General features: G+C 67.3%; 10 protein-coding genes and 1 other RNA gene. 5 read left to right on the top strand and 6 right to left on the bottom strand.

The window, feature by feature from the left end:
* Positions 1–244: 244 nt before the first annotated feature.
* From L6Q67_RS12020 to L6Q67_RS12000, 5 genes are read left to right on the top strand one after another with little or no spacing between them, the layout of a single operon-like run.
* Positions 245–9,181 (top strand): cadherin-like domain-containing protein, encoded by an 8,937-nt coding sequence (locus L6Q67_RS12020; protein ID WP_296569584.1) that lies wholly within the window; start codon positions 245–247, stop codon positions 9,179–9,181.
* An 18-nt stretch (positions 9,182–9,199) separates the two neighbouring features.
* Positions 9,200–10,768 (top strand): TolC family protein, encoded by a 1,569-nt coding sequence (locus L6Q67_RS12015; RefSeq protein WP_296569582.1) that lies wholly within the window; start codon positions 9,200–9,202, stop codon positions 10,766–10,768.
* On the top strand, positions 10,765–11,547 hold the full coding sequence (locus L6Q67_RS12010; protein WP_296569581.1) for an efflux RND transporter periplasmic adaptor subunit: 783 nt from the start codon (positions 10,765–10,767) through the stop codon (positions 11,545–11,547). Before L6Q67_RS12015 ends, L6Q67_RS12010 begins: the two co-directional genes overlap by 4 nt.
* A 3-nt stretch (positions 11,548–11,550) precedes the next feature.
* Positions 11,551–12,903, top strand: a complete 1,353-nt coding sequence (locus tag L6Q67_RS12005; protein ID WP_296569579.1) for an HlyD family efflux transporter periplasmic adaptor subunit — start codon at positions 11,551–11,553, stop codon at positions 12,901–12,903.
* A complete protein-coding gene (locus L6Q67_RS12000; protein ID WP_296569578.1) occupies positions 12,900–15,008 on the top strand; it encodes an HlyD family efflux transporter periplasmic adaptor subunit in 2,109 nt (702 codons plus the stop codon). Before L6Q67_RS12005 ends, L6Q67_RS12000 begins: the two co-directional genes overlap by 4 nt.
* A 36-nt stretch (positions 15,009–15,044) precedes the next feature.
* Here the strand turns inward: L6Q67_RS12000 and recR are convergent, their stop codons facing one another.
* The 6 genes from recR to L6Q67_RS11970 all read right to left on the bottom strand — a co-directional run bounded on the left by recR (position 15,045) and on the right by L6Q67_RS11970 (position 20,291).
* Complete coding sequence (recR, locus tag L6Q67_RS11995; protein WP_296569576.1) at positions 15,045–15,641, bottom strand: recombination mediator RecR; 597 nt, start codon at positions 15,639–15,641, stop codon at positions 15,045–15,047.
* Positions 15,642–15,660: 19 nt separating this feature from the next.
* The gene (locus tag L6Q67_RS11990) at positions 15,661–15,984 is read right to left on the bottom strand and encodes a YbaB/EbfC family nucleoid-associated protein (RefSeq protein WP_296569575.1); all 324 of its coding nucleotides are present in this window, start codon (positions 15,982–15,984) and stop codon (positions 15,661–15,663) included.
* Between the two features lie 22 nt (positions 15,985–16,006).
* Positions 16,007–17,947 (bottom strand): DNA polymerase III subunit gamma/tau, encoded by a 1,941-nt coding sequence (gene dnaX / locus L6Q67_RS11985; RefSeq protein ID WP_296569573.1) that lies wholly within the window; start codon positions 17,945–17,947, stop codon positions 16,007–16,009.
* Between the two features lie 101 nt (positions 17,948–18,048).
* An RNA gene (gene ffs / locus L6Q67_RS11980) (signal recognition particle sRNA small type) lies at positions 18,049–18,147 on the bottom strand.
* 36 nt (positions 18,148–18,183) lie between these two features.
* The gene (locus L6Q67_RS11975; RefSeq protein ID WP_296569571.1) at positions 18,184–19,602 is read right to left on the bottom strand and encodes a HAMP domain-containing sensor histidine kinase; all 1,419 of its coding nucleotides are present in this window, start codon (positions 19,600–19,602) and stop codon (positions 18,184–18,186) included.
* Positions 19,599–20,291 carry a response regulator transcription factor gene (locus tag L6Q67_RS11970; RefSeq protein ID WP_296569570.1) on the bottom strand — a complete coding sequence of 231 codons (693 nt, stop codon included), beginning with the start codon at positions 20,289–20,291 and terminating at the stop codon, positions 19,599–19,601. Before L6Q67_RS11970 ends, L6Q67_RS11975 begins: the two co-directional genes overlap by 4 nt.
* Positions 20,292–20,622 lie beyond the last annotated feature (331 nt).

The raw sequence follows: 20,622 nt of genomic DNA, 5'->3' as shown, positions 1-20,622 counted from the left end.
GTGGTTCTTTCCCCTCGTTCTTCAATTGCCGTCAGAATATGCACCGGTCCGTGTTAAATTTTGTAAGCACACACCCTAGCACTCTCAAGTATGCGGCCTGGCTTTCGATATTGATCTTTAATGCGGTGCGCCGCTGCCAGTAAGGATTTCACCCCCCACCCGATCCGTCGGGGTGTATTGAACCGCACGACCCACGCTCCCATTCCGATAATCACAAACGTGCCGCCCGGCGCGAGGTGTTGAAATGTCTACTCGAGTCGCCCAGAAGTCGCTTCGTCCCGTTTCCCATCGTCTCGCTCTTGAACCCCGCCATCTTTTCGACGGTGCCGCCCCGGTCACCATCGACCAGCATGACGACAGCTCCAGCCACCCGGCCACCGACACCCGTGATGACAGCCAACGACTGGCTGCCACCGCCGAACGGCCTGCCAGCCCCGCAGGGCAGACAGGCCGCACCGAGCTGGTCATTGTCGATCCCGCCGTACGCGGCTGGCAGGAGCTCGTCGCCGGCCTGCCCGCAGGCAGTGAAGTCCTGGTTCTCGACCCCGCCCGCTCTGGCCTTGAGCAGATCGCCAGCGCCCTGAACGCCCGCGACAATATCACCACCCTGCACCTTATCAGCCATGGCGCCGCCGACCAGATCGTGCTGGGCAACCAGAGCCTGGACACCGCCAACCTTGAGGATTTTCGCAGCGAACTCGCCGCCATCGGAAGCCACCTCAGTGCCAGCGCCGACATCCTGATCTACGGCTGCGACGTGGCCAGCCAGGGCACCGCCTTCATCGACCGTCTTGCCGCCCTGACCGGTGCCGATGTGGCCGCCTCCACCAACCTCACCGGCTCCGCCGGGAGCGGTGGCGACACCACCCTGGAAGCCGCATCGGGCAGCATCGAGGCCAGCGCCCTGGCCCTGAACGGGCTGAACGGCCTGCTCGCCGCACCGACCATCACCGACAGCATCAACACCACCCGCAGCGGCACTGAAGACAGCAACATCGCCATCAGCGGGATCACCATCGCCGACAGCGACGGCAACAGCCAGACCGTCACCCTCAGCTCCACCACCGGCACGCTGACCCTCGCCGGCACCACCGGCCTCACCGGACTCACCGGCAACGGCACGGGCACCGTGAGCTTCAGCGGCACGCTGGCCGACATCAACGCCGCCATCAACGGCATGAATTTCCGCGGCCTGCCCGAAGCCAGTGGCGCCGCCGACTTCACCATCGCCACCAACGACGGCAGCACCACGGTGAGCCGCACCGTCAATTTGGCCATCACCCCGACCAACGATGTGCCGGTACTCGCGGGCGGTACCCCCCTGAGCGTGTCCGAAGGCGGCTCCGCCAGCTTCAGCGCCGCCACCAACGTGGGGGCCGTGGGCTTCAACCAGGTCAACCTGGGCCTGTCCGACGTGGACAACACCCAGAACCAGGTCATCATCAAGGTCACCGGCCTGCCGGGCCAGGGTGTGCTCAAGCTGGCCGGCAACGAACTGTCCGTCGGCTCCACCTTCGCCGTCAGCCAGATCGCACAGCTCAGCTACACCCACAACGGCAGCCAGGTGCTGGCGCCCACCAACGACACCTTCCTCATCACCGTCGATGACGGCGCTGGCGGCCTGCTGACCAATCAGGTGGTCACCGTCGCCATCACCCCGGTCAACCAGGCCCCCACCGTGGCCGGCACCGTCACCGTCTTCGAGGGCGAGCAGGACGTCAGCCTCACCGCCAACACCAACCTCGTGCCGCCGGTCTCCACACCCCGTGGCGCCATCTCGGGCAGCGATCCGGACGACACCGTCTTCAGCTACAGCATCACCAGCCTGCCCACCCATGGCACGCTCAAGTACGACGGCGTGGCCATCACCACCGCCAGCGCAGGCAGCCCCTTCATCGTCGCCGACCTGAACAAGCTCACCTACAGCCACGACGGCAGCGAGCCGGGCGGCACCCCCGACACCTTCAACATGCGCATCACCGACAGCGGCGGCGGCACCGGTGTCTCCCTGTCCCATGACACCACCATCGAGATCGGGGTCATCGGCAACAACAACGACCCGGTGCTCACCAACGACGTCACCCAGACCCTCACCGGCACGAACACCAGCCTGACCGTCACCCCGGCGATGCTCCAGGTGACCGACACCGACTCGCCGGACAGCAGCCTCACCTACACCCTGACGGCGGTCCCCAACCCGGCCGAGGGCTACTTCAGCCTCGGCGGCACTCGGCTGGTCGCGGGCGCCACCTTCACCCAGCAGGACATCACCGACGGGCGGCTGGCCTACATCACCCTCTCCGCCACGCCCCGCACCGACAGCATCAGCTTCACCGTCAAGGACGGCGACCGCCGCATCTACCCCACCCCCCGGGATGGCGGCATCTACGTTCCCGGCACCGACACCCTGGCGGTCAATACCTTCAGCATCAACGTGCAGAGCACCGGCGTCGACGGCAGCCCCGTGCCCCCGCCCGCGCCGGTCAATGACGTGCCCAGCACCGGCGGCAGCAACGCCGCGGCGCTGCTCGAGGGGCAGACCATCATCCTCGACAACACCCAGCTCACCGCCACCGACCCGGACACCGTCCCCGGCCAGCTGACCTATCGCGTTCTGTCCCTGCCCACCAGTGGCAGCATCCGCCTCAACGGCGTGGCCCTGGAGTACTTCGACAGCTTCACCCAGGCCGACGTGAACGCCGGGCGTGTCACCTTCGCCCACGCCGGTGGCGAAGACTTCAACGACGTCTTCACCTACTCGGTGTCCGACGGCTCCACCGAGACCGCCGTCCGCAACTTCACCCTGACCATCACCCCCCAGAACGACACGCCCACCGCCACCAACGGCGACCGCGTCTTCGGGCCCGAAGGCAGCAGCATCACCATCACACCAGCCAACATCGTCCTCGCCGACGCCGACAACTCGGCCTCCGACAACGAAACCGGCTACGCCGTCGACAACACCCTGCGTTTCCAGATCAGCGGCAACGTCAGCCACGGCAGCCTCACCCTCGACGGCGTGGCCATCGGCGTGGGCGACTACGTGACCGCGGCAGAGCTCGCCGCCGGCAAGCTGGTCTACACCCACGACAGCAGCGAGAACTTCACCGACAGCTTCCGTCTGGTCCCCATGGATGACCAGAACGTGGTGGGCGGAACCGCCACCAACCACGTCAGCACCGGCACCGAACTGATCGTCCCGATCACCCTCACCCCCGTCAATGACGCGCCCCAGTACCAGCACAAATCCCAGCTGATCAGCGGCGAGGCCGGGGCCATCACCGAGGGCGCCACGGCCACCATCGGCGGCGCCCTCGGTTACGCCAACACCAACGGCATCACCGGCGCCGGCACCCCCACCCTGCCCGCCAACAGCGTCGCCCACTTGGTCTACGGCGACACCGACAACAGCACCGAACAGCGCCAGTACCGGATCACCACCGCACCGGCCAACGGCAGTCTGCTGCTCAGCGGCGCCGCGCTCTCGGTGGGCTCGGTGTTCACCCAGGCCGATCTGGACAGCGGCCGCATCACCTACCGGCACAACGGCAGCGAAACCAGCTCCGATTTCTTCGACTATGTGGTCAGCGACGGCGACTTCGTCTCCAACGACAGCAGCTCGGTGCCCCAAGGCAGCACGCCCACCCCGTCCCGCTACAACATCGAACTGAACCCGGCCAACGACAAGCCCACCATCAGCGCAGCCGGCTCGAGCCTGGTGGTCAACTCGGCACTCACCCCGGTGGCCCTGCCGGCCATCACCCTGGCCGATCTGGACGTGGCCGGCGGCATCGGCGCGGGCGAGCAGGACTTCGTGCAGGTCACGGCCGAGTTTCTCACCGCCGCCGACGCCCCCTTCGCGGCCGGCGTGCTCAGCTTCAACGGCGCCCTGCCTGGCGGCGTCACCGTCATCAACGCAGCGGGCGACAACACCGTCGTCTTCCAGGGAAGCCTGGCCGACGTGCAGGCCGCCCTCAACCAGCTGCGCGCCGCCACCGACGGTTCCGACCCGGACCTGGCGAATCTCAAGATCAAGATCTCCGTGGACGACCGGCTGAGGGACGCGTCCGGCGCCCTCACCGCAGGCGCCAATGGCGGCACCACCAACGCCGACGGCACCCCCATCGACGCCACCAACAACGTGGCCAGCGTGGTCTTCAACGTCGCCGCATCCGACACCAACGACCCGCCCGTCATCACCAACCCGACGCCGAACCAGACGGTCAACGAAGACGTGCGCAGCCAGATCACCGGCTTCTCGTTCTCCGATCCGGACGCCTTCTCCAGCACCACCAACACCATCACCCTGACGGCCGGCACGGGCAGCCACATCTACTTCGGCAGCACCGGCTCCAGCACCCCCGCCGGTCTCAGCGTCACCGCCGGCGCCGTGGGCTCCAACACCGTCACCCTGCGGGGCTCCGCCACCGACCTCAACGCCGCCCTGACCAGCCTCTACTACCAGAGCGCCACTCACTACAACGGCGACGACACCCTGACCCTCACGGTGGACGACGGTGGCAACACCGGCATCGACGGCGGCGGCACTGGCAGCGACAGCGAGGCCATCGCCATCGCCATTCGCCCGGTCAATGATGCCCCCACCCTGAGCATGCCCAGCGGCACCAAGTTCATCACCGACGGCAGCTTCGAGTTCACCGGGCTCGGCAACACGATCAGCTTCAACGACGCCGCCGATATCAGCAACGCCGTGGCGGGCTTCGAGGTGGGCGTCGACAACTACACCATCACCCTCAACGCCCAGCTCAGTGCCGCCAACTACGGCACCATCCAGGTCGGCACCACCACCGGTCTGAGCGTCACCAGCAGCACCGGCAACGTGGTGCTCACCGGCAACCGGGCCGACCTGCTGGCGGCGCTGGCCACCGTCAGTTACCAGCCCACCGACACCAACGTCAATGGCGCCATCACCTTCCGTGTCACGGTGGATGACGGCGACAACGGCGGCACGCAGCTGCCCTCGGGCATCAGCGGCCCCACGTCGGCCACCAACACCTTCACCCTGATCACCACCGACCAGAACGAAGCCCCCAGCATCGCCGGCCTTGACGCCACCTCGGCCAACACCTACAGCGAAGGCGGCGCAGCCATCGTGGTGGACGCCAACGCCACCCTGGTGGACCCGGAACTGGACATCTACCCCAGCTGGAACGGTGCCGTGCTGACAATCGAACGCCAGGGCGGCGCCAACGCCCAGGACGTCTTCGGCGTCACCGGCAGCGGCACCACCGGCATCAACTTCAGCGGGGCCAACATCCGCAACGGCAGCACGGTGGTGGGCAGCTTCACCAACAGCGGCGGCACCCTCACCATCACATTCAACAGCAGCGCCACCGCGGCCATCGCCGACAGCGTGCTGCAGGCCGTCACCTACCGTAACAGCAGCGACGCTCCCCCGGCTTCCGTCACCCTCGCCTACAGCATCAACGACCAGAACCCCAACACCACCGGCGGCGGCAGTTCAGGCAGCGGGCAGGACCAGGGCGGTGGCGGCCAGCTGTCGGGCGGCGGCAACATCCTCATCAACATCAACCAGGTGGTGGACAACCCCGTGCTGTCAGCGGGCGCAGCCAAGATCTACACCGAGAACAACCCGGCCCTCAGCGTCGACAACGCCATCACCCTCAGTGACGCCGACGACACCCAGATGAGCGGCGGCACGATCAGCCTCACCAGCGGCTTCCTCCCGGGGGACGTGCTCGCGGTGGACACCACCGGCACCACCATCACCGCCAGCTACGACGCGGGCACCGGCGTCCTGACCCTCTCCGGCAGCGACACCACCGCCAACTACCAGAGCGTCCTGCGCAGCCTCACCTACCTGAGCACCAGCGAAGACCCGAACAACAACGACACCCCCGCCAACCGCAGCCGCACCGTCACCTACAGCCTGAACGACGGCGGCTCCAGCGGCGCCGGCACGGGCACCGGCACGACCGCGCGGCTCATCAACATCGTGCCGATCAACGACACCCCGGCCCTGGGCGGCGCGGGCTCGACCCTCACCTTCACCGAGAACGACCCCGCACTCCTCCTCGAGCCCACCGGCTGGACCCTCACCGATGTGGACGACACCCAGATGGTGTCGGCCACCGTGCAGATCAGCGCAGGCCTGGGCAGCGGCGACACCCTCGCCGCCGGCACCCTGCCCGCCGGCTGGACCCAGAGCTACGACGCCGGCACCGGTACCCTGACCCTGTCAGGCACCGCCACCAACGTGGCCAATGTGCTCGCCGCCCTCGAAACCGTCCGTTACAGCAACGCCAGCGAGAGCCCCTCCACCACGCCGCGCACCATCAGCTGGCAGGTCCGGGACGCCAACAGCGACGCCGCCAGCAATGGCACGCAGCTGTCCAACATCCTCACCACCACCCTCAACGTGGTCGCCGTCCCCGACGCCCCGGTGGCGGTGGATGACGTCAACAGCATCACCGAGGGCGCTGCATCGGTAATCGGCAACGTCAAGCCCGGCACTCCGGGGCAAGACAGCGACCTGGACAACACCAACGCAGAGCTGGGCATCACCGGTATCCGCACCGGCACCGAGGCCGGCGGCGGCACCATGAGCCCCATCAGCGCCGGCACCACCAGCGCCGACGGCACCATCGTCACCGGCCTCTACGGCAGCCTGCGCATTGGCGCCGATGGCAGCTACACCTACACCCTCGACAACACCAATCCGGCCGTCAACGCCCTCAAGACCGGCGACACCCTCACCGAGATCTTCAGCTACACCCTGGCCGACCCCAGCGCCCTCACCGACATCGCCCAGCTCACCATCACCATCGACGGCGTCACCGACGGCGGCCCGTCCATCACCCCGGTCGATGGCAACGGCGCCGCCACGGGCGAGACCACCGTGTTCGAAGCGGGCCTCACCGCCGTGGCCGACACCAGCGAAACCGGCACCGGCAGCATCGCCCTGAGCGCCGACGACGGCCTGGACAGCATCCGCATCGATGGCACCCTGGTCACCCTGGCACAGATCAACGCCCTGGGCACCACCCCGGTCACCATCACCACCGGCAAGGGCGTGCTGACCCTCACCGGCTTCACGGCGAGCAGCACGGTGGGCGGCATCCCCACTGCCGGCACCCTCGACTACACCTACACCCTGACCGCCGACCAGACCACGCCGGGTGTCAATGAGAGTACCGACATCCTCGCCCTGGAGATCAACGATGCCGGCGGCACCGGCGCCAGCGGCACGCTAACGATCCGCATCGTCGATGACGAGCCCACCGCCAACGCCGACACCAACAGCGTGAATGAGGGCTTCACCACGGCCCCCACCACCACCAGCGGCAACGTCTTTGCGGCAGGCTCCAGCGGCGACGCCGCCGACCGCCTGGGCGCCGACGTCGTCCCGGGCCCGGTGACCCACGTCAGCTTCGGCGCCACCCCGGGCACCGTCGGTGCCCCTCTGGCCGGTGCCTACGGCAGCCTCACCCTGGCCGCCAACGGCAGCTACACCTACAGCCTCGACAACACCCACCCCACGGTGGCGGCCATGCGTGCCGGCGACACCCTGACCGAGGTGTTCACCTACACCATCACCGACAAGGACGGCGACGTCGCAACGACAACCCTGACCATCACCATCAACGGCCAGAACGATCCCCCCGTCGCCGTGGATGACGGCATCCTCGTCACCGCCGAAGACACCCCCCTGCGGGGCATCCCGGTTCTGTCCAACGACTCCGACCCGGAGAACGACCCGCTCACCGTCACCTCGGCCACCATCCCACCGGAGCAAGGCGCGGTCACCGTCAATCCGGACGGCACCCTGGACTTCATCCCCGCCCCCAACTTCCATGGCACGGCGGTGATCACTTACACCATCAGTGACGGCCATGGCGGCACCGACACGGCCACCGTGACCATCCAGATCACGCCCGTCGACGACGTCCCCATCGCCGTGGATGACGTGCTGGAGACCCAGGAGGACACGCCGCTGTCGGGCAGCCTCACCGGCAACGACACCCCGTCCGGCGACGGCGGCAACGTCTGGGCCAAGGCCACCAACCCGGCCCATGGCAGTGTGGTGGTCAACCCGGACGGCAGCTTCATCTACACCCCGAACCCCGACTACCACGGCCCCGACAGCTTCACCTACACCATCACCGATGCCGACGGCGACGTGTCCACCGCCACCGTCACCCTCACCGTCAAGCCGGTCAACGACCCGCCCACCGGCACCGACAAGACCGTCACCCTCAAGGATGGGCAGAACCGCCCCCTGAGCCCAGCCGACTTCGGCTACGCCGACCCCGACCAGGACCCGATGACCTCCGTGCGCATCGACACCCTGCCCCCCGACGCCCGCCTGCTCCTCGATGGCGTGCCCGTGGTGCCGGGCCAGGTCATCAGCATCGCCGACCTCAACGCCGGCAAGCTGGTGCTGGTGCCGGGCGCCGCCACCCGCACCCAGACCTTCGACTTCTCGGTGTTCGACGGCCAACTCTTCCAGGTCAGCCCCAACACCTTCACGGCGCTGGTCGAGTTCACCCCCGACGTGATCCTGCCCAAGCCCGAGGTCACACCGCCCGGCACCGGGCCGCAGCCGCTGTCACCGCTGGACTTCTACTCCCAGCCGTCGGAACAGCGCTGGCCGGTGCCGCGTCTGTTCCCGCCCTTCGTCCCCGCCCTGCACGTGCTGCCCGGCGTGGCCGACGTGGCCATCGAGCGGGGCATCGGCTCGGGCATCGTCGCCAACCTGGCAGACAGGGCAACGGTGGGTGAGGTGCGCAGCGCCCTCCTCGGCGACTACCTGGGTGACAGCCATGCGCTGTACGTGCAGCACGCCGTGCGTCATGAACCCATTGCCACCACCCACGCCCTCCACGTCCAGCACTCGGTACGCCTCAGCCAGGCCGAAGCGGAGATCGCCGATGCCCAAAGCAGCAGCCGCGGCAACACCGCCGCGGCCGGGGTGACCTCCCTGCTCGATCCGTTTGCCATCGGCGCCCCGACACCGGCCACTGACACCCCGGCGGTGCCCACAGCGGGCCCGGACACACCGCCCGCAGCCCACAGCGCCGCCCCGGTACGGCAGGCCGCCGAGGGCTTCAGCAGCCAGATTCGCAATGCCGCCTCCGACCTGCGGCCGCGTGCCGCCCAGACCAGCCGTAGCCCGCTGGCGCCCAGCGCCAAGCGTTGATCCAGGAAACCACCGACAATGACCTCCACGACCATGAAGCCGAACGCCATGAACGCCACCCGCCGCCTCGCCGCACTCCCCCGTCTCGGCGCCATTGCCGCCGCGCTTGTCCTCGCCGGTTGCTCCGTGACACCGACCCTCGTCAGCCAGGACGAAGTGAAGAACCGCATCAGCGCCGACAACGCTCAGATGTACGCCGACCAAGCTCCGATCGACGGTGCGGTGAGCCTCGACGAAGCCCTTGCCCGGGCCCTCAAGTACAACCTCGACTACCGCCTCAAGAAGATGGAATCGGCCCTGGCCTTCGGCCTGGCCGACTACTCCCGCTACGACATGCTGCCCCAAGTGCTGGCCACCGCCGGCTACCGGGCGCGCAACAACGACTCGGGCGGCACCAGCATCGGTATCGAAGACCGGCTCCAGTCCCTGCGCCCCTCCACCTCCGAAGAACGCCGCCACTGGCTGGCCGGCGCCGAGTTTTCGTGGAACCTGCTCGACTTCGGCGTCTCCTACTACCGCGCCCGCCAGCAGGCCGACCAGTTCCTGATCGCCGAAGAGCGGCGTCGCAAGGTCGTGCAGAACATGCTCCAGGACGTCCGCGCCGCCTACTGGCGAGCCCTGGGCGCCCAGCGCCTGTCCGCCCAGGCCGAGGAAGTCCTGAAGCGTGCCAACGACGCCCTCCAGCGCTCCCGCGAGGCCGAGAGCCAGCGCATCATCCCGCCGGTCCAGGCCCTCAACTACCAGCGCGCCCTGCTCGACGCCACCTCCCTGCTCAACCTGCGCCGCCAGGATCTCGAATACGCCAAGCGCGAACTGGCCGCCCTCATGAACGTACCGCCGGGCACCTCCTTCACCGTCGCCGACAATCGGGAAGCCCCGCTGCCCCAGGTTCCCGCCGACGTCCGTGCCCTCGAAGACCTGGCCCTTGCCCAGCGCCCCGAACTGCGCGAGGAAGACCTGCGCAAGCGCATCACCGGCGACGAGGCCCGCAAGCAGCTCCTGTCCATGCTGCCGGGCGTCACCTTTGACGTCGGCCCCCAGTACGACTCCAACAAGTATCTCTACAACGAAGGCTGGATCCAGGGCGGGCTGCGCATGTCCTGGAACCTGATGCGCCTCGCCGCCCTGCCGTCCCTCGAGAAAGCCCAGGACAAGCAGGTCAAGACCGATGAAGCCCGTCGCATGGCCCTGGCCATGGCCATCCTGACCCAGGTCCGCGTCGGCGTTGAACGTTATCGCCTGGCCATGACCGACCTGCAGATCGCCGACACCAGCGCCCAGGTGGACCAGCGCCTCGCCGACTACGCCAAGGCCTCCGTCACCGCCCGCCTCGACAGCGACCTGGAAGCCGTACGCACCCAGACCCGCGCCCTGCTCGGCAACTACCAACGCGCCAATGCCTACGCCAATGCCCAGATCGCCTACGGCCGCATCTACAACTCCGTGGGCCTCGACCCCCTGCCCGACAACTTCGAGCAGGACGATCTGAAGACCCTCAGCGGCCGCATCAGCGAGCATCTGCGCAAGGCCGAGAAGGACGCCTTTGCCCTCGCCACCCCGGTTGGCAACGTCGCGGAGGCCAAGTGAGCCTCAGCCGTCTTCTGTTCCTCGGCCTGGCCGTGGCCGGCGCCCAGCCGGCTGCCGCCCAGACGCCGCCCGCACCCCGGGCTGCGGCTGCGGCCGCTGCGCCCACGGCAGCCCCGGCCGGCGACACCATCCGCGTCCTCCTCACACCCGACCGGGAAACCACGCTGGCCAGCCCCATCCCGGGGCGTATCCGGACCCTCAACACCTCCCTCGGCTCCAATTTCGGTGCCGGGCAGGTGCTGATCGGCCTGGAGTGCGACGAGCCCAATGCCCGGCTGCGTATCGCCAAGGCCGAGCTGGCCTCGGCGGTCGAACAACTGGATGCAAAAAAACGCATGCAGGCCCTGCAGCAGGCCGGTGACGTGGAGATCAACCTGGCGGTCAGCGCCGCCGAAAAGGCCCGCGCCCAGGTCGCCCTGCAGCAGGCCCAGGTCAGCCAGTGCAGCATCACGGCCCCCTGGTCCGGCCGCACGGCCAAGGTGCATGTGCGCAGCCACATGAGCGTCACGGCCGGTCAGCCCCTGGTGGATCTGGTCAAGGCCGGCCCGCTCAAGCTGCGTCTCAACGCGCCCTCGCGCTGGCTGGGTCAGCTCAAGACCGGGCTCACCTTCGAGGTCGCCATCGAAGAGACCGGCAAGCGTTACCCCGCCCGGGTCAGCGCGGTCAACAGCCGGGTGGATTCGGTGAGCCAGACCGTCGAGCTCGAAGCCACCCTGGCGGGCAGCTACCCGGAGCTGCTCCCCGGCATGAGCGGCACGGCCATTTTTCCAGCCCGCTGAACCGTGGCAGCACCCGACACAGCGCCCGCCCGGCTGAATCAGCCGGTCCTCGAAACCCTGCTGCACCTGGAAGGCCGCGCCCGGGCGGCCACCAGCCTGACGCCCCTCGGCTTCACACTGACCAACGAAAGCCTGGCGCTCTTCCCCTACCGCCAGGCGGCCCTGTTCCTCAGCGACGCCTTCGGCAGCCTGCGTCTCTCAGCTGCGTCGGGCCTGGTGTCGGTGGCCGAGGACTCCCCCTACACCACCTGGCTGTCCCGCTATGTGCGCAGCCTGCCCGCCCTCGACACCCCCACCCCCCTCAACCTGGCCGACGCGCCGGATGACATCGCCGACGGCTGGGCCGAATGGCTCCCCGCCCACCTGCTCGCCGTTCCCCTGAGCGCGCCGGACGGCACACAGGTCGGGCTCGCCGTGTACGCCCGGGAGCAACCCTGGCTGGACGACGAGACCGAACTTGTCGCGCGCCTGCATGCGAGCTACGGCTATTGCGTCTGGGCCCTGTCACACAAGCACACCACCCTCCTCGACCGCCTCGGGCAATGGCGTCGGACCCGGGCCGCACGCTGGACAGCCCTTGCCCTGGCCGCCAGCCTGCTGATCCCGGTGCGCCTGTCCACCCTGGCCCCCGCAGAAGTCGTGGCCCTCCACGCGCCGGCCGTCGCCGCGCCCCAGGATGGGGTCATCAAGACTTTCCACGTGCAGCCCAATGTGCCGGTGAAAGCTGGCCAGCCGCTGTTCTCCCTGGACGACACCACCCTCGCCAATCGTCGCGAGGTGGCCCTCAAGGCACTGGCCATCGCCCAGGCCGACGCGCTGGTGGCCCAGCAGAAGGCCTTCGACGACACCCGCAGCAAGGCCGAGATGGCCGCCGCCCAGGGCCGCGTGAAGGAGAAGGAAGCCGAACTGGCCGCCATCACCGAACTGCTCGGGCGCATCGAGGTGCGGGCTGAACGGGACGGGATCGCAGTGTTTGGCGACCCCAATGACTGGCTCGGCCGGCCCGTGCAGACCGGGGAGCGGGTCATGCAGCTGGCTGACCCCAGCGACGCGGGCGTGCTGGTGTGGCTGCCGGTGGGCGATGCCCTCAACCTCGAAGCCGGCGCCCCCCTGCGGCTGTTCCTGCACACCCAGCCCCTCTCGCCTCTGGATGGCGAACTGCTGCAGACCAGCTACCAGGCCGTGACCAGCCCCGACGGGCTTGCGTCCTACCGCCTGCGCGGGCGCTTCACCGGCAACGAAACACCCCGCATCGGCCTCAAGGGCACGGCCCGGGTCTCGGGTGACTGGGCGCCACTGGCCTACTACGTGATGCGGCGCCCCCTGGCCAGCCTGCGGGAATGGACCGGTCTGTGACGCCCCTGCTGCCACCCCTGCGGGAAGAACTGCGCCTGCTGCCCGCCGCCGCCAACGGCGATGGCTCGCCGGCATGGATGATCCACGACCCGGTGTGCAACCGCTTCTACCGCATCGGCTGGCTGGATTTCGAGATGCTCGCCCGCTGGGGTCTCGGCTCACCGGCCGCAGTCGTCCAGTCCATCCAGGCAGAAACCACGCTGGCACCGGACGACACCGATCTGGATGCCCTCACCCGCTTCCTCGAGCGCCACAGCCTGCTGCGCATTGCCACACCGGCGGGCGTCCGCAATCTGGCCGAGCGGGCGTCACGCCAGCAGGAGTCCGTGTTCACCTGGCTGCTCCACCATTACCTGTTCTTCCGCCTGCCCCTGGCCCGCCCCCAAGACTGGCTGGGGCGCATCGCCCCTCGCCTCGACTGGCTCTACCAGCCCGCCACGGCAGTTCTGATCGCCCTGCTGAGCCTGGCCGGGCTGCTCCTGGCCGGCCGTCAGTGGGACAGCTTCCGCACCAGTTTCGTGGACAACCTGAGCACCGGCGGCCTCATCGGCTTTGCTCTGGCCCTGACCTGCGCCAAGGCCCTGCACGAGTTCGGCCATGCCCTCACGGCCACGCGCTACGGCGTGCGGGTGGCCCACATGGGCGTGGCGATGGTCGTGCTGTGGCCCATGCTGTACACCGATACCAGCGAGAGCTGGAAGCTCGCCAATCCCCGCCAGCGCCTGGCCATCGCCAGCGCCGGCATGCTGGCCGAGCTGGCCCTGGCCGGTCTGGCCACCCTGGCCTGGAGCCTGGTGCCGGATGGCCCCCTGCGCAGCGCCCTGTTCTTCCTCGCCACCACCAGCTGGGTGCTCACCCTGGCGGTAAATGCCAGCCCCTTCATGCGCTTCGACGGCTATTTCATCCTGGCCGATCTGCTCGACATGCCGAATCTGCATGAGCGCGCCGGCAACCTGGCCCGCACCTGGCTGCGGCGCCACGTGGCCGGGCTTGACGAGCCCTGGCCCGAACGCCTTCCGCCGGGGCAGCACAGAGGGCTGATCGCCTTTGCCCTGATCACCTGGCTGTATCGCCTGGGGGTGTTCATCGGCATTGCGGTGGCGGTGTATTACATGTTCTTCAAGGCGCTGGGCATCCTGCTTTTCCTGGTGGAGATCGGCTGGTTCGTGGTCCGTCCCTTGATGACCGAACTGCGGGAATGGCGCAGCCGCCGGGGCGACATCCCCGCTAACCGCAAGCGCGGGGCGCTGATTGCTGCGCTCCTGCTGATCCTTGCGGGCCTGATTCCCTGGCCGGGCAGCCTGAGCGGCACCGGCTGGCTCCACGCCGAACGCCAGCACACCGTTCACGCCCCTCTGGCTGGCCGCCTGGTCCGGCTGGCCACGGCCGGCCCGGTCACTGCCGGTCAATTGCTGTTTGAAGTGGAATCTCCCGAGCTCCAGCTCTCGGCCCGGCGTGCCGATGGCCAGCGGGAAAGCAGCGAGCGGGAACTTGCCGGCTTGAGTGGCCTGCCGGATGGGGAGCAACGGCGCGCCCAGTTGCAGGGCCAGCACGACAAATACGCCGCTGAAGCCGGCGCCTTCCGCGACGAAGCGGCCCGGCTGCAGCTCGCCGCGCCGTTCAAGGGTCAGCTGGTGGACGTGGACACGGGCCTCGCCCCCGGTGTCTGGGTGGCACCACGCCAGCCGCTGGCGGTGGTGATCGATCCGGAAAGTTGGGTGGTCGAAGCCTTCATTCCGGAAGCCGACGTGGACCGCATCCGCCCCGGCGACGCCGCCCGCTTCCACCCTGCCGGCCAGCCCTTCGGCATACTGCAGGGCAAGGTGGTGGAGATTGATTCGACCCGCAGCACAAGCCTGCCCCACCCGGCCCTCGATGCGGCAGCCGGCGGCCCGATCCCCACCTTGCCGAGCCAGCAACAGGGCGCGGCTGCCGGCCGGAGCCCCCGGGAATCCCTTTACCGGGTACGCATCCTGCTGAGCGAAGCGCCCGCACGCCAGCGCATCGCCATCGGTGAAGTGCGCATTGCCGGCGACGGGCGCGCGTGGCTGCCCACCGCCATCAACCGGATCCTTGCGTTAGGGGTGCGGGAGCTGGGCTTCTGATCTGCCGGGCAACGGACCGCCCGGTGCAATCCTGGTTCAGAGGGCGCGGCGCTCCACCAGCGCCTGGGCGATGGTGCCCGTATCGGTATGCTCGAGCTCGCCGCCCACGGGGATGCCCCGGGCAATACGGCTGACCCGGATACCCCGGCTGCGCAGGAGCTCGGAGATCATGTGGGCGGTGGCCTCGCCCTCATTGGTGAAGTTGGTGGCCAGAATCACTTCCTGAACCGCGCCATCGCAAGCACGCGCCAGAAACTTCTCCAGGCCCAGCTCCCGGGGGCCGATCCCGTCCAAGGGGGAAAGGCGGCCCATCAGCACGTAATACATGCCGTGGTAGCTGTGGGTCTGCTCCAGCATGGCCAGATCGGACGGCATCTCGACCACGCAGAGCTGGCTGGCGTCACGCTGTGGATTGGCACACCGGCTACAGACGTCTTCTTCACAGAAGGTATTGCAGCGGGAACAATGCCGCAGCACCTCCAGCGCATGGCCCAGGGCTGTAGCCAGGCGCGCAGCGCCGCGCTGATCGCGCTGCAGCAGGTGAAAGGCCATCCGCTGGGCGGATTTGGGCCCGACACCCGGCAGGCAGCGCAGGGCTTCAATCAGCACATCGAGGCTTGAGGGCGAACTCATGAAGCCTGTCGGCCGACGATCAGAACGGCAGCTTGAAGCCGGGGGGCAGATTGAGCCCGGAGGTGAAACCGGCCATCTTTTCCTGGGTGGTCGACTCGACGCGACGCACCGCATCGTTGACCGCCGCGGCGATCAGGTCTTCGAGCATCTCCTTGTCGTCCATCACCGACGGATCGATGGTGACGCGACGCACATCGTGCTTGCAGGTCATGGTGATCTTGACCATGCCGGCGCCAGACTGCCCCTCGACTTCGATGCCGCCCAGGCTGTCCTGCATTTTCTTCATGTTGTCCTGCATTTGCTGGGCCTGTTTCATGAGGCCAGCGATGCCGCCTTTCATCATGGTGATGCTCTCCGGATAAGGGTTAGAGGGGTTTGACCGACGCTGTCTCCAGCGTCGCATCGAAGCGTTCGATCAATTCGCGAACAAAGGGATCCTGCTCAAGGGCGGCCAGGGCAGCGGCATGGCGCTCGGCCTTCTCGGCCTGATTGCGCTGGGCCGGGGTCTCGGTGGCGATCTCGCCGACCTCGATACTCACCCGCACCGGACGCCCGAAGTGATTCGACAAAGCCTCCTGCAGCTTCTCGGCGCCATTCTTGTTGATCTGCAGCAGATGACGCTGATCGCTGGCGAGGCGCAGACGGAAGCAATTGTCCTCGACACCCAGCAATTCGCTGTGCTGGGCCAGTTGGAGGTTGAAGCCTCCCAGCCCAACTTGCTCCTGCAGGGCATGCCAGTCCACGGAGCCGCTAACCAGCTCCCGGGCTGCGGGCGGCTCCGCAACGGCAAGAGACGGCTCAACCGGCGGGGGAAGCTGAACGGGCTCCACGGGCAGTGGCTCCGGCGCAGGCACGTCAACACGGGGCTGCACGACAGGTGCAGGGCGCGCGGCGGGAAGTTCATGGGCCTCGGGCGGCAGATCTTCCCACGGAGGCACGCTGCTGCCGTGTTCCGGCGTAGCCGCCTGTGACGGTTGCGGCGGAGGAGGCGGGCTGGGCGTCGCGACAACCGCCTCACGGACAGGCGCAGAGAGCGTGGCCACCTCGGGCAAGGGCGGAGACACCGCAGCAACGGGAGCAACGGAAACCACCTGCGGCGCAACGCGCGCGGGCGTCACCTCGCTCGGCGAGGTGGGTGCGGCAGGCAGGCGGGGGGAAGGAGGAATCGCCCGGGCCTGACCGCTTCCGCCTCCGGCAGCCATCACCCCCCCCAGCGCTGCGGGCTGCTCCGGTCGGAAGGCAAACAGGCGCAACAGGGTCATCGAGAAACCCGTCGCCTCGTCAGGAGCCAGAGGTAATTCTTCCCGGCCGTGGATGACGATCTGGTAGGCGAGCTGCAGGAACTCGGGGTCGAAGGCCTGGGCATAGGGCGCCAGCCGTGCCGCCTCGAACTCGTCGGAAAGCGCCGACGGAGCGAGCTGCAACAGGGCGATCCGGTGCAGCAGACCCGCCAGGGATTGCAGGGCGGAGTCGAAGGACAGACTCCGCGCCTCCATGCCATCGGCAGCGGCCATCAGGGCCTGGACATCATTGTTCTGCAGGGACTGGAGCACTGCGTGGAGATGATCGTCACCGACAGTGCCGAGCATGTCCTGCACCGCCTGCTCCTCCACCCTGCCCGCGCCGTGGGCGATGGCCTGATCGAGCAGCGACAGGGAGTCCCGCATTGACCCGCTGGCCGCCTTGGCGATATGGCGCAGGGCGCCGGGCTCAAAGGGCACCGCCTCAGCTTCGAGGAGCCGGGTCAGGTGACTGACGATATGCCCAGGGGGCATCTGCTTGAGATTGAACTGGAGGCACCGGGACAGCACGGTGACCGGGATCTTCTGCGGATCGGTGGTGGCGATGATGAACTTGACGTGCTCGGGGGGCTCCTCGAGGGTCTTCAGCATGGCGTTGAAGGCATGCCCGGTAAGCATGTGCACTTCATCGATCATGTAGACCTTGTAACGCCCCTGGACCGGCGCATACACCGCCTGGTCCAGCAGCGCCGCCATGTCATCCACCCCACGGTTCGACGCCGCATCCATCTCCACGTAGTCGGGAAAACGATCGGCATCGATGGCGGTACACGCCGAACATTGATTGCAGGGTGTCGCGGTGACACCGGTCTCACAGTTCAGCGCCTTGGCCAGGATGCGGGAGATGGTGGTCTTGCCGACACCACGCGTACCGGTGAAGAGGTAGGCATGATGCAGGCGCCCCGTCTGCAGGGCATGGGTCAGCGCCCGGACAACGTGCTCCTGCCCGACGAGCGTCTCGAAACTGCGCGGGCGCCACTTTCGGGCAAGTACTTGGTAAGCCATGGAGGAATTCTAACAGGCCCGACCTGCGTGCCGGCGGACGGAGCGCAACAACGCTGAACGAAAAAAGGGGCGCCAACCTGGACGCCCCTTTTGGGAATTGGGGTGGCGAGCCTGACCCCCGGCACTTGCAGGAAACGGCTGTGGCTGCTGCCTTCCGGCCCTGACCAGGTTCACCGCGCTGCAATGCGGGGAGACCCGCCACGGCCGGCATTCTAGCAGCTTGGCCGGCGCGGCGCCTATTCCTTTTGCGCCATTTCCAGCGCGATGGGCAAACGAATCTCCACCATCAGCCCACCACCATCCCGATTGACAGCGACTATCGTCCCACCATGCACAAGCACCGCGCGACGGGCGATCGCCAACCCGAGGCCGAAACCGTCGGCCCCACCGACATTGCCCGCGCGATAAAACGGCTCGAACATCAACCCCAGCTCGGCCGCCGGCACTCCAGGGCCCCGATCCCCGACGCGCAGGACGAACACATCACCTTCACGAAGCGCACGCACCTCCACACAGGATCCATCTGCGGTGTACTTCACTGCGTTGCGGATGACGTTCTCGAAGGCCCGCTGAATCAGCTCTCCCCATACCATCGTCTCCGCCTCACCCGGCCCCTCGAAGTTCACCTCACGACCGAGCGCCCGTGCCTCAAAGCGCGCATCGTCGGCAATCGCCGCCGCCAGATCAATCAAGTCGACAGATTCCAGAGGCGCATCGCTCCTCCCCGAATCAAGTCGCGCCAGGGTAAGCAGCTGCCCCACGAGCTCATCAAGGCGAACAGCCTCCCGCTCAATGCGGCCCAGCGTGGCATCCAAACGTGCTGGATCCTGACGCACCAGCCCAATGGCCGCCTGGAGGCGGGCCAGCGGCGAACGCAATTCGTGGGATACGTCATGAAGCAAGCGACGCTGGGAGCCGATCAGGGCCTGTACCTGGCGTGCCATTCGGTCGAAGTCCTCGGCAAGATCCGCAACCTCATCGCGACGACTACCCAGCAACGGCCGCACCCGCGCATCAAGCTGCCCCTCGGCTACAGCCCCCAAGGCCCACCGGAGACTGCGGATGGGCTTGGACAGATACCAGGCCAACAAGGCGCTGAAGAGGACACTGGCAACAAGACCCACGACAATTGGCCACCACGGGCTTGGCGGAAGCGGACCTCGCCGCCCGAAAGGAGGACGACGCTCGCCGGGCGGCGGCCCAAAGACCTTGCCCGGCTCCTTTGCCACGACCGGCATGAAAAGGAGCCATGTAGTCCCAGCGCCCCCGGCCCACAGCCGGGCGCCCCGCCTTGGGCTATCCGACAACGCCCAGGCACGCGCCTGAGCTTCGACAGCAGGATCGACATGGCGCCCGAGAAGCTCCCTGCCCGCAGCATCCACGGCAAACACCGGCGAGGCGCGCTCTTCCTCCCCGACATCCGCCAGAAAGTCCCGTAAAGCAGCCTCCCCCCCACGCCCCAGCACAGCCACGGCGGCCTTCAAACTGAAGGTCACACGCGGCCCAGCCAGCAACAGACGGTCTTCTTCACCGGCAAGGAGCTCCCGCTCGGACTGCTGATGCCACCAGACAGCGCTACCAACACCACCGCCAGCAAGCAGTAGCGCCAGCCAGAACGCAAAGAAAAATTTCCAGAAGAGGCGCCCAAGCCTCATTCGCGTATCAACTGGTAGCCCAGCCCCCTCACCGTTTCTATCCACGGGCGCCCGTCTGAGCGGGGGCCGAGCTTATGCCTGATGCTCGAGAGATGGACATCGATACTCCGATCAAACCGGGCGAGGGGCCGTCCCAGTCCCTGCTCGGACAACTCGCCCTTGCTGACGACCCGCCCGGCACTGCGTGCCAGTATTTCAAGCAGGTTGTACTCGGTGCTGGTAAGTCCCAGTTCCTTGCCATGCCAATGGGTACGGCGCATCTGGGGCCACATGACGAGCGGACCGACGGCCAGCGTGCTCCCTTCGGACTCAACATTGATCGAAGCATCCTGGGTGCGCCTCAGGATTGCCCTGATTCGCGCAACAAGCTCCCGCGGCGTACAGGGTTTCGGAACATAGTCATCGGCCCCCAGCTCAAGCCCCACGATCCGATCGACGTCATCCCCCCTCGCCGTCAGCATCAAAACCGGGATCCGACTCTGCCCCCTGATCCTGCGCAGCGCCTCAATGCCCCCCACGCTGGGCATCATCACATCGAGCACAACAATGCTGTAAGCACCAGATAGAGCGGCACTCACTCCTGCCTCCCCATCGTGGACGATATCGACGTCAAAGCCCTCCCGTGCGATGTACTCGCTCAACATGGACGACAACTCGATATCGTCATCAACCAACAACACCTTGCCCATCAGTCCACAGCCTCCCAAGTATCACGCCTTGGAATGATAAGAGAGCCCCAGCCTCCGCTTGAAACACAAACCACGGTTTAACCGGGCTTTACTCACCTTAACCCCCGAGAGACCTTGGAGCCAGTCCCGGGCTCTTTCCCGCAGTTCACGACTTTACTGAGCTTTACCGCAGGATAACGGTGCTTTACGCCATCAACCGGACAATCACTCAAACAGGAAAAGAACTCAACCTGGCAACCTCCCTTTAACCAGACTGAATCGCCCCGGGTTTCGCGGAGGCCGTTTGGTTTTAGTCAGGCCAACACAGCCTGACCGGTTTGGCTGCGGTAAT

The sequence above is a fragment of the Zoogloea sp. genome (assembly GCF_023150065.1).
GTDB lineage: Bacteria > Pseudomonadota > Gammaproteobacteria > Burkholderiales > Rhodocyclaceae > Zoogloea.
The sequence above is the reverse complement of the archived record's forward strand: the minus strand, read 5'-3'. Positions and strand labels throughout refer to the sequence as shown.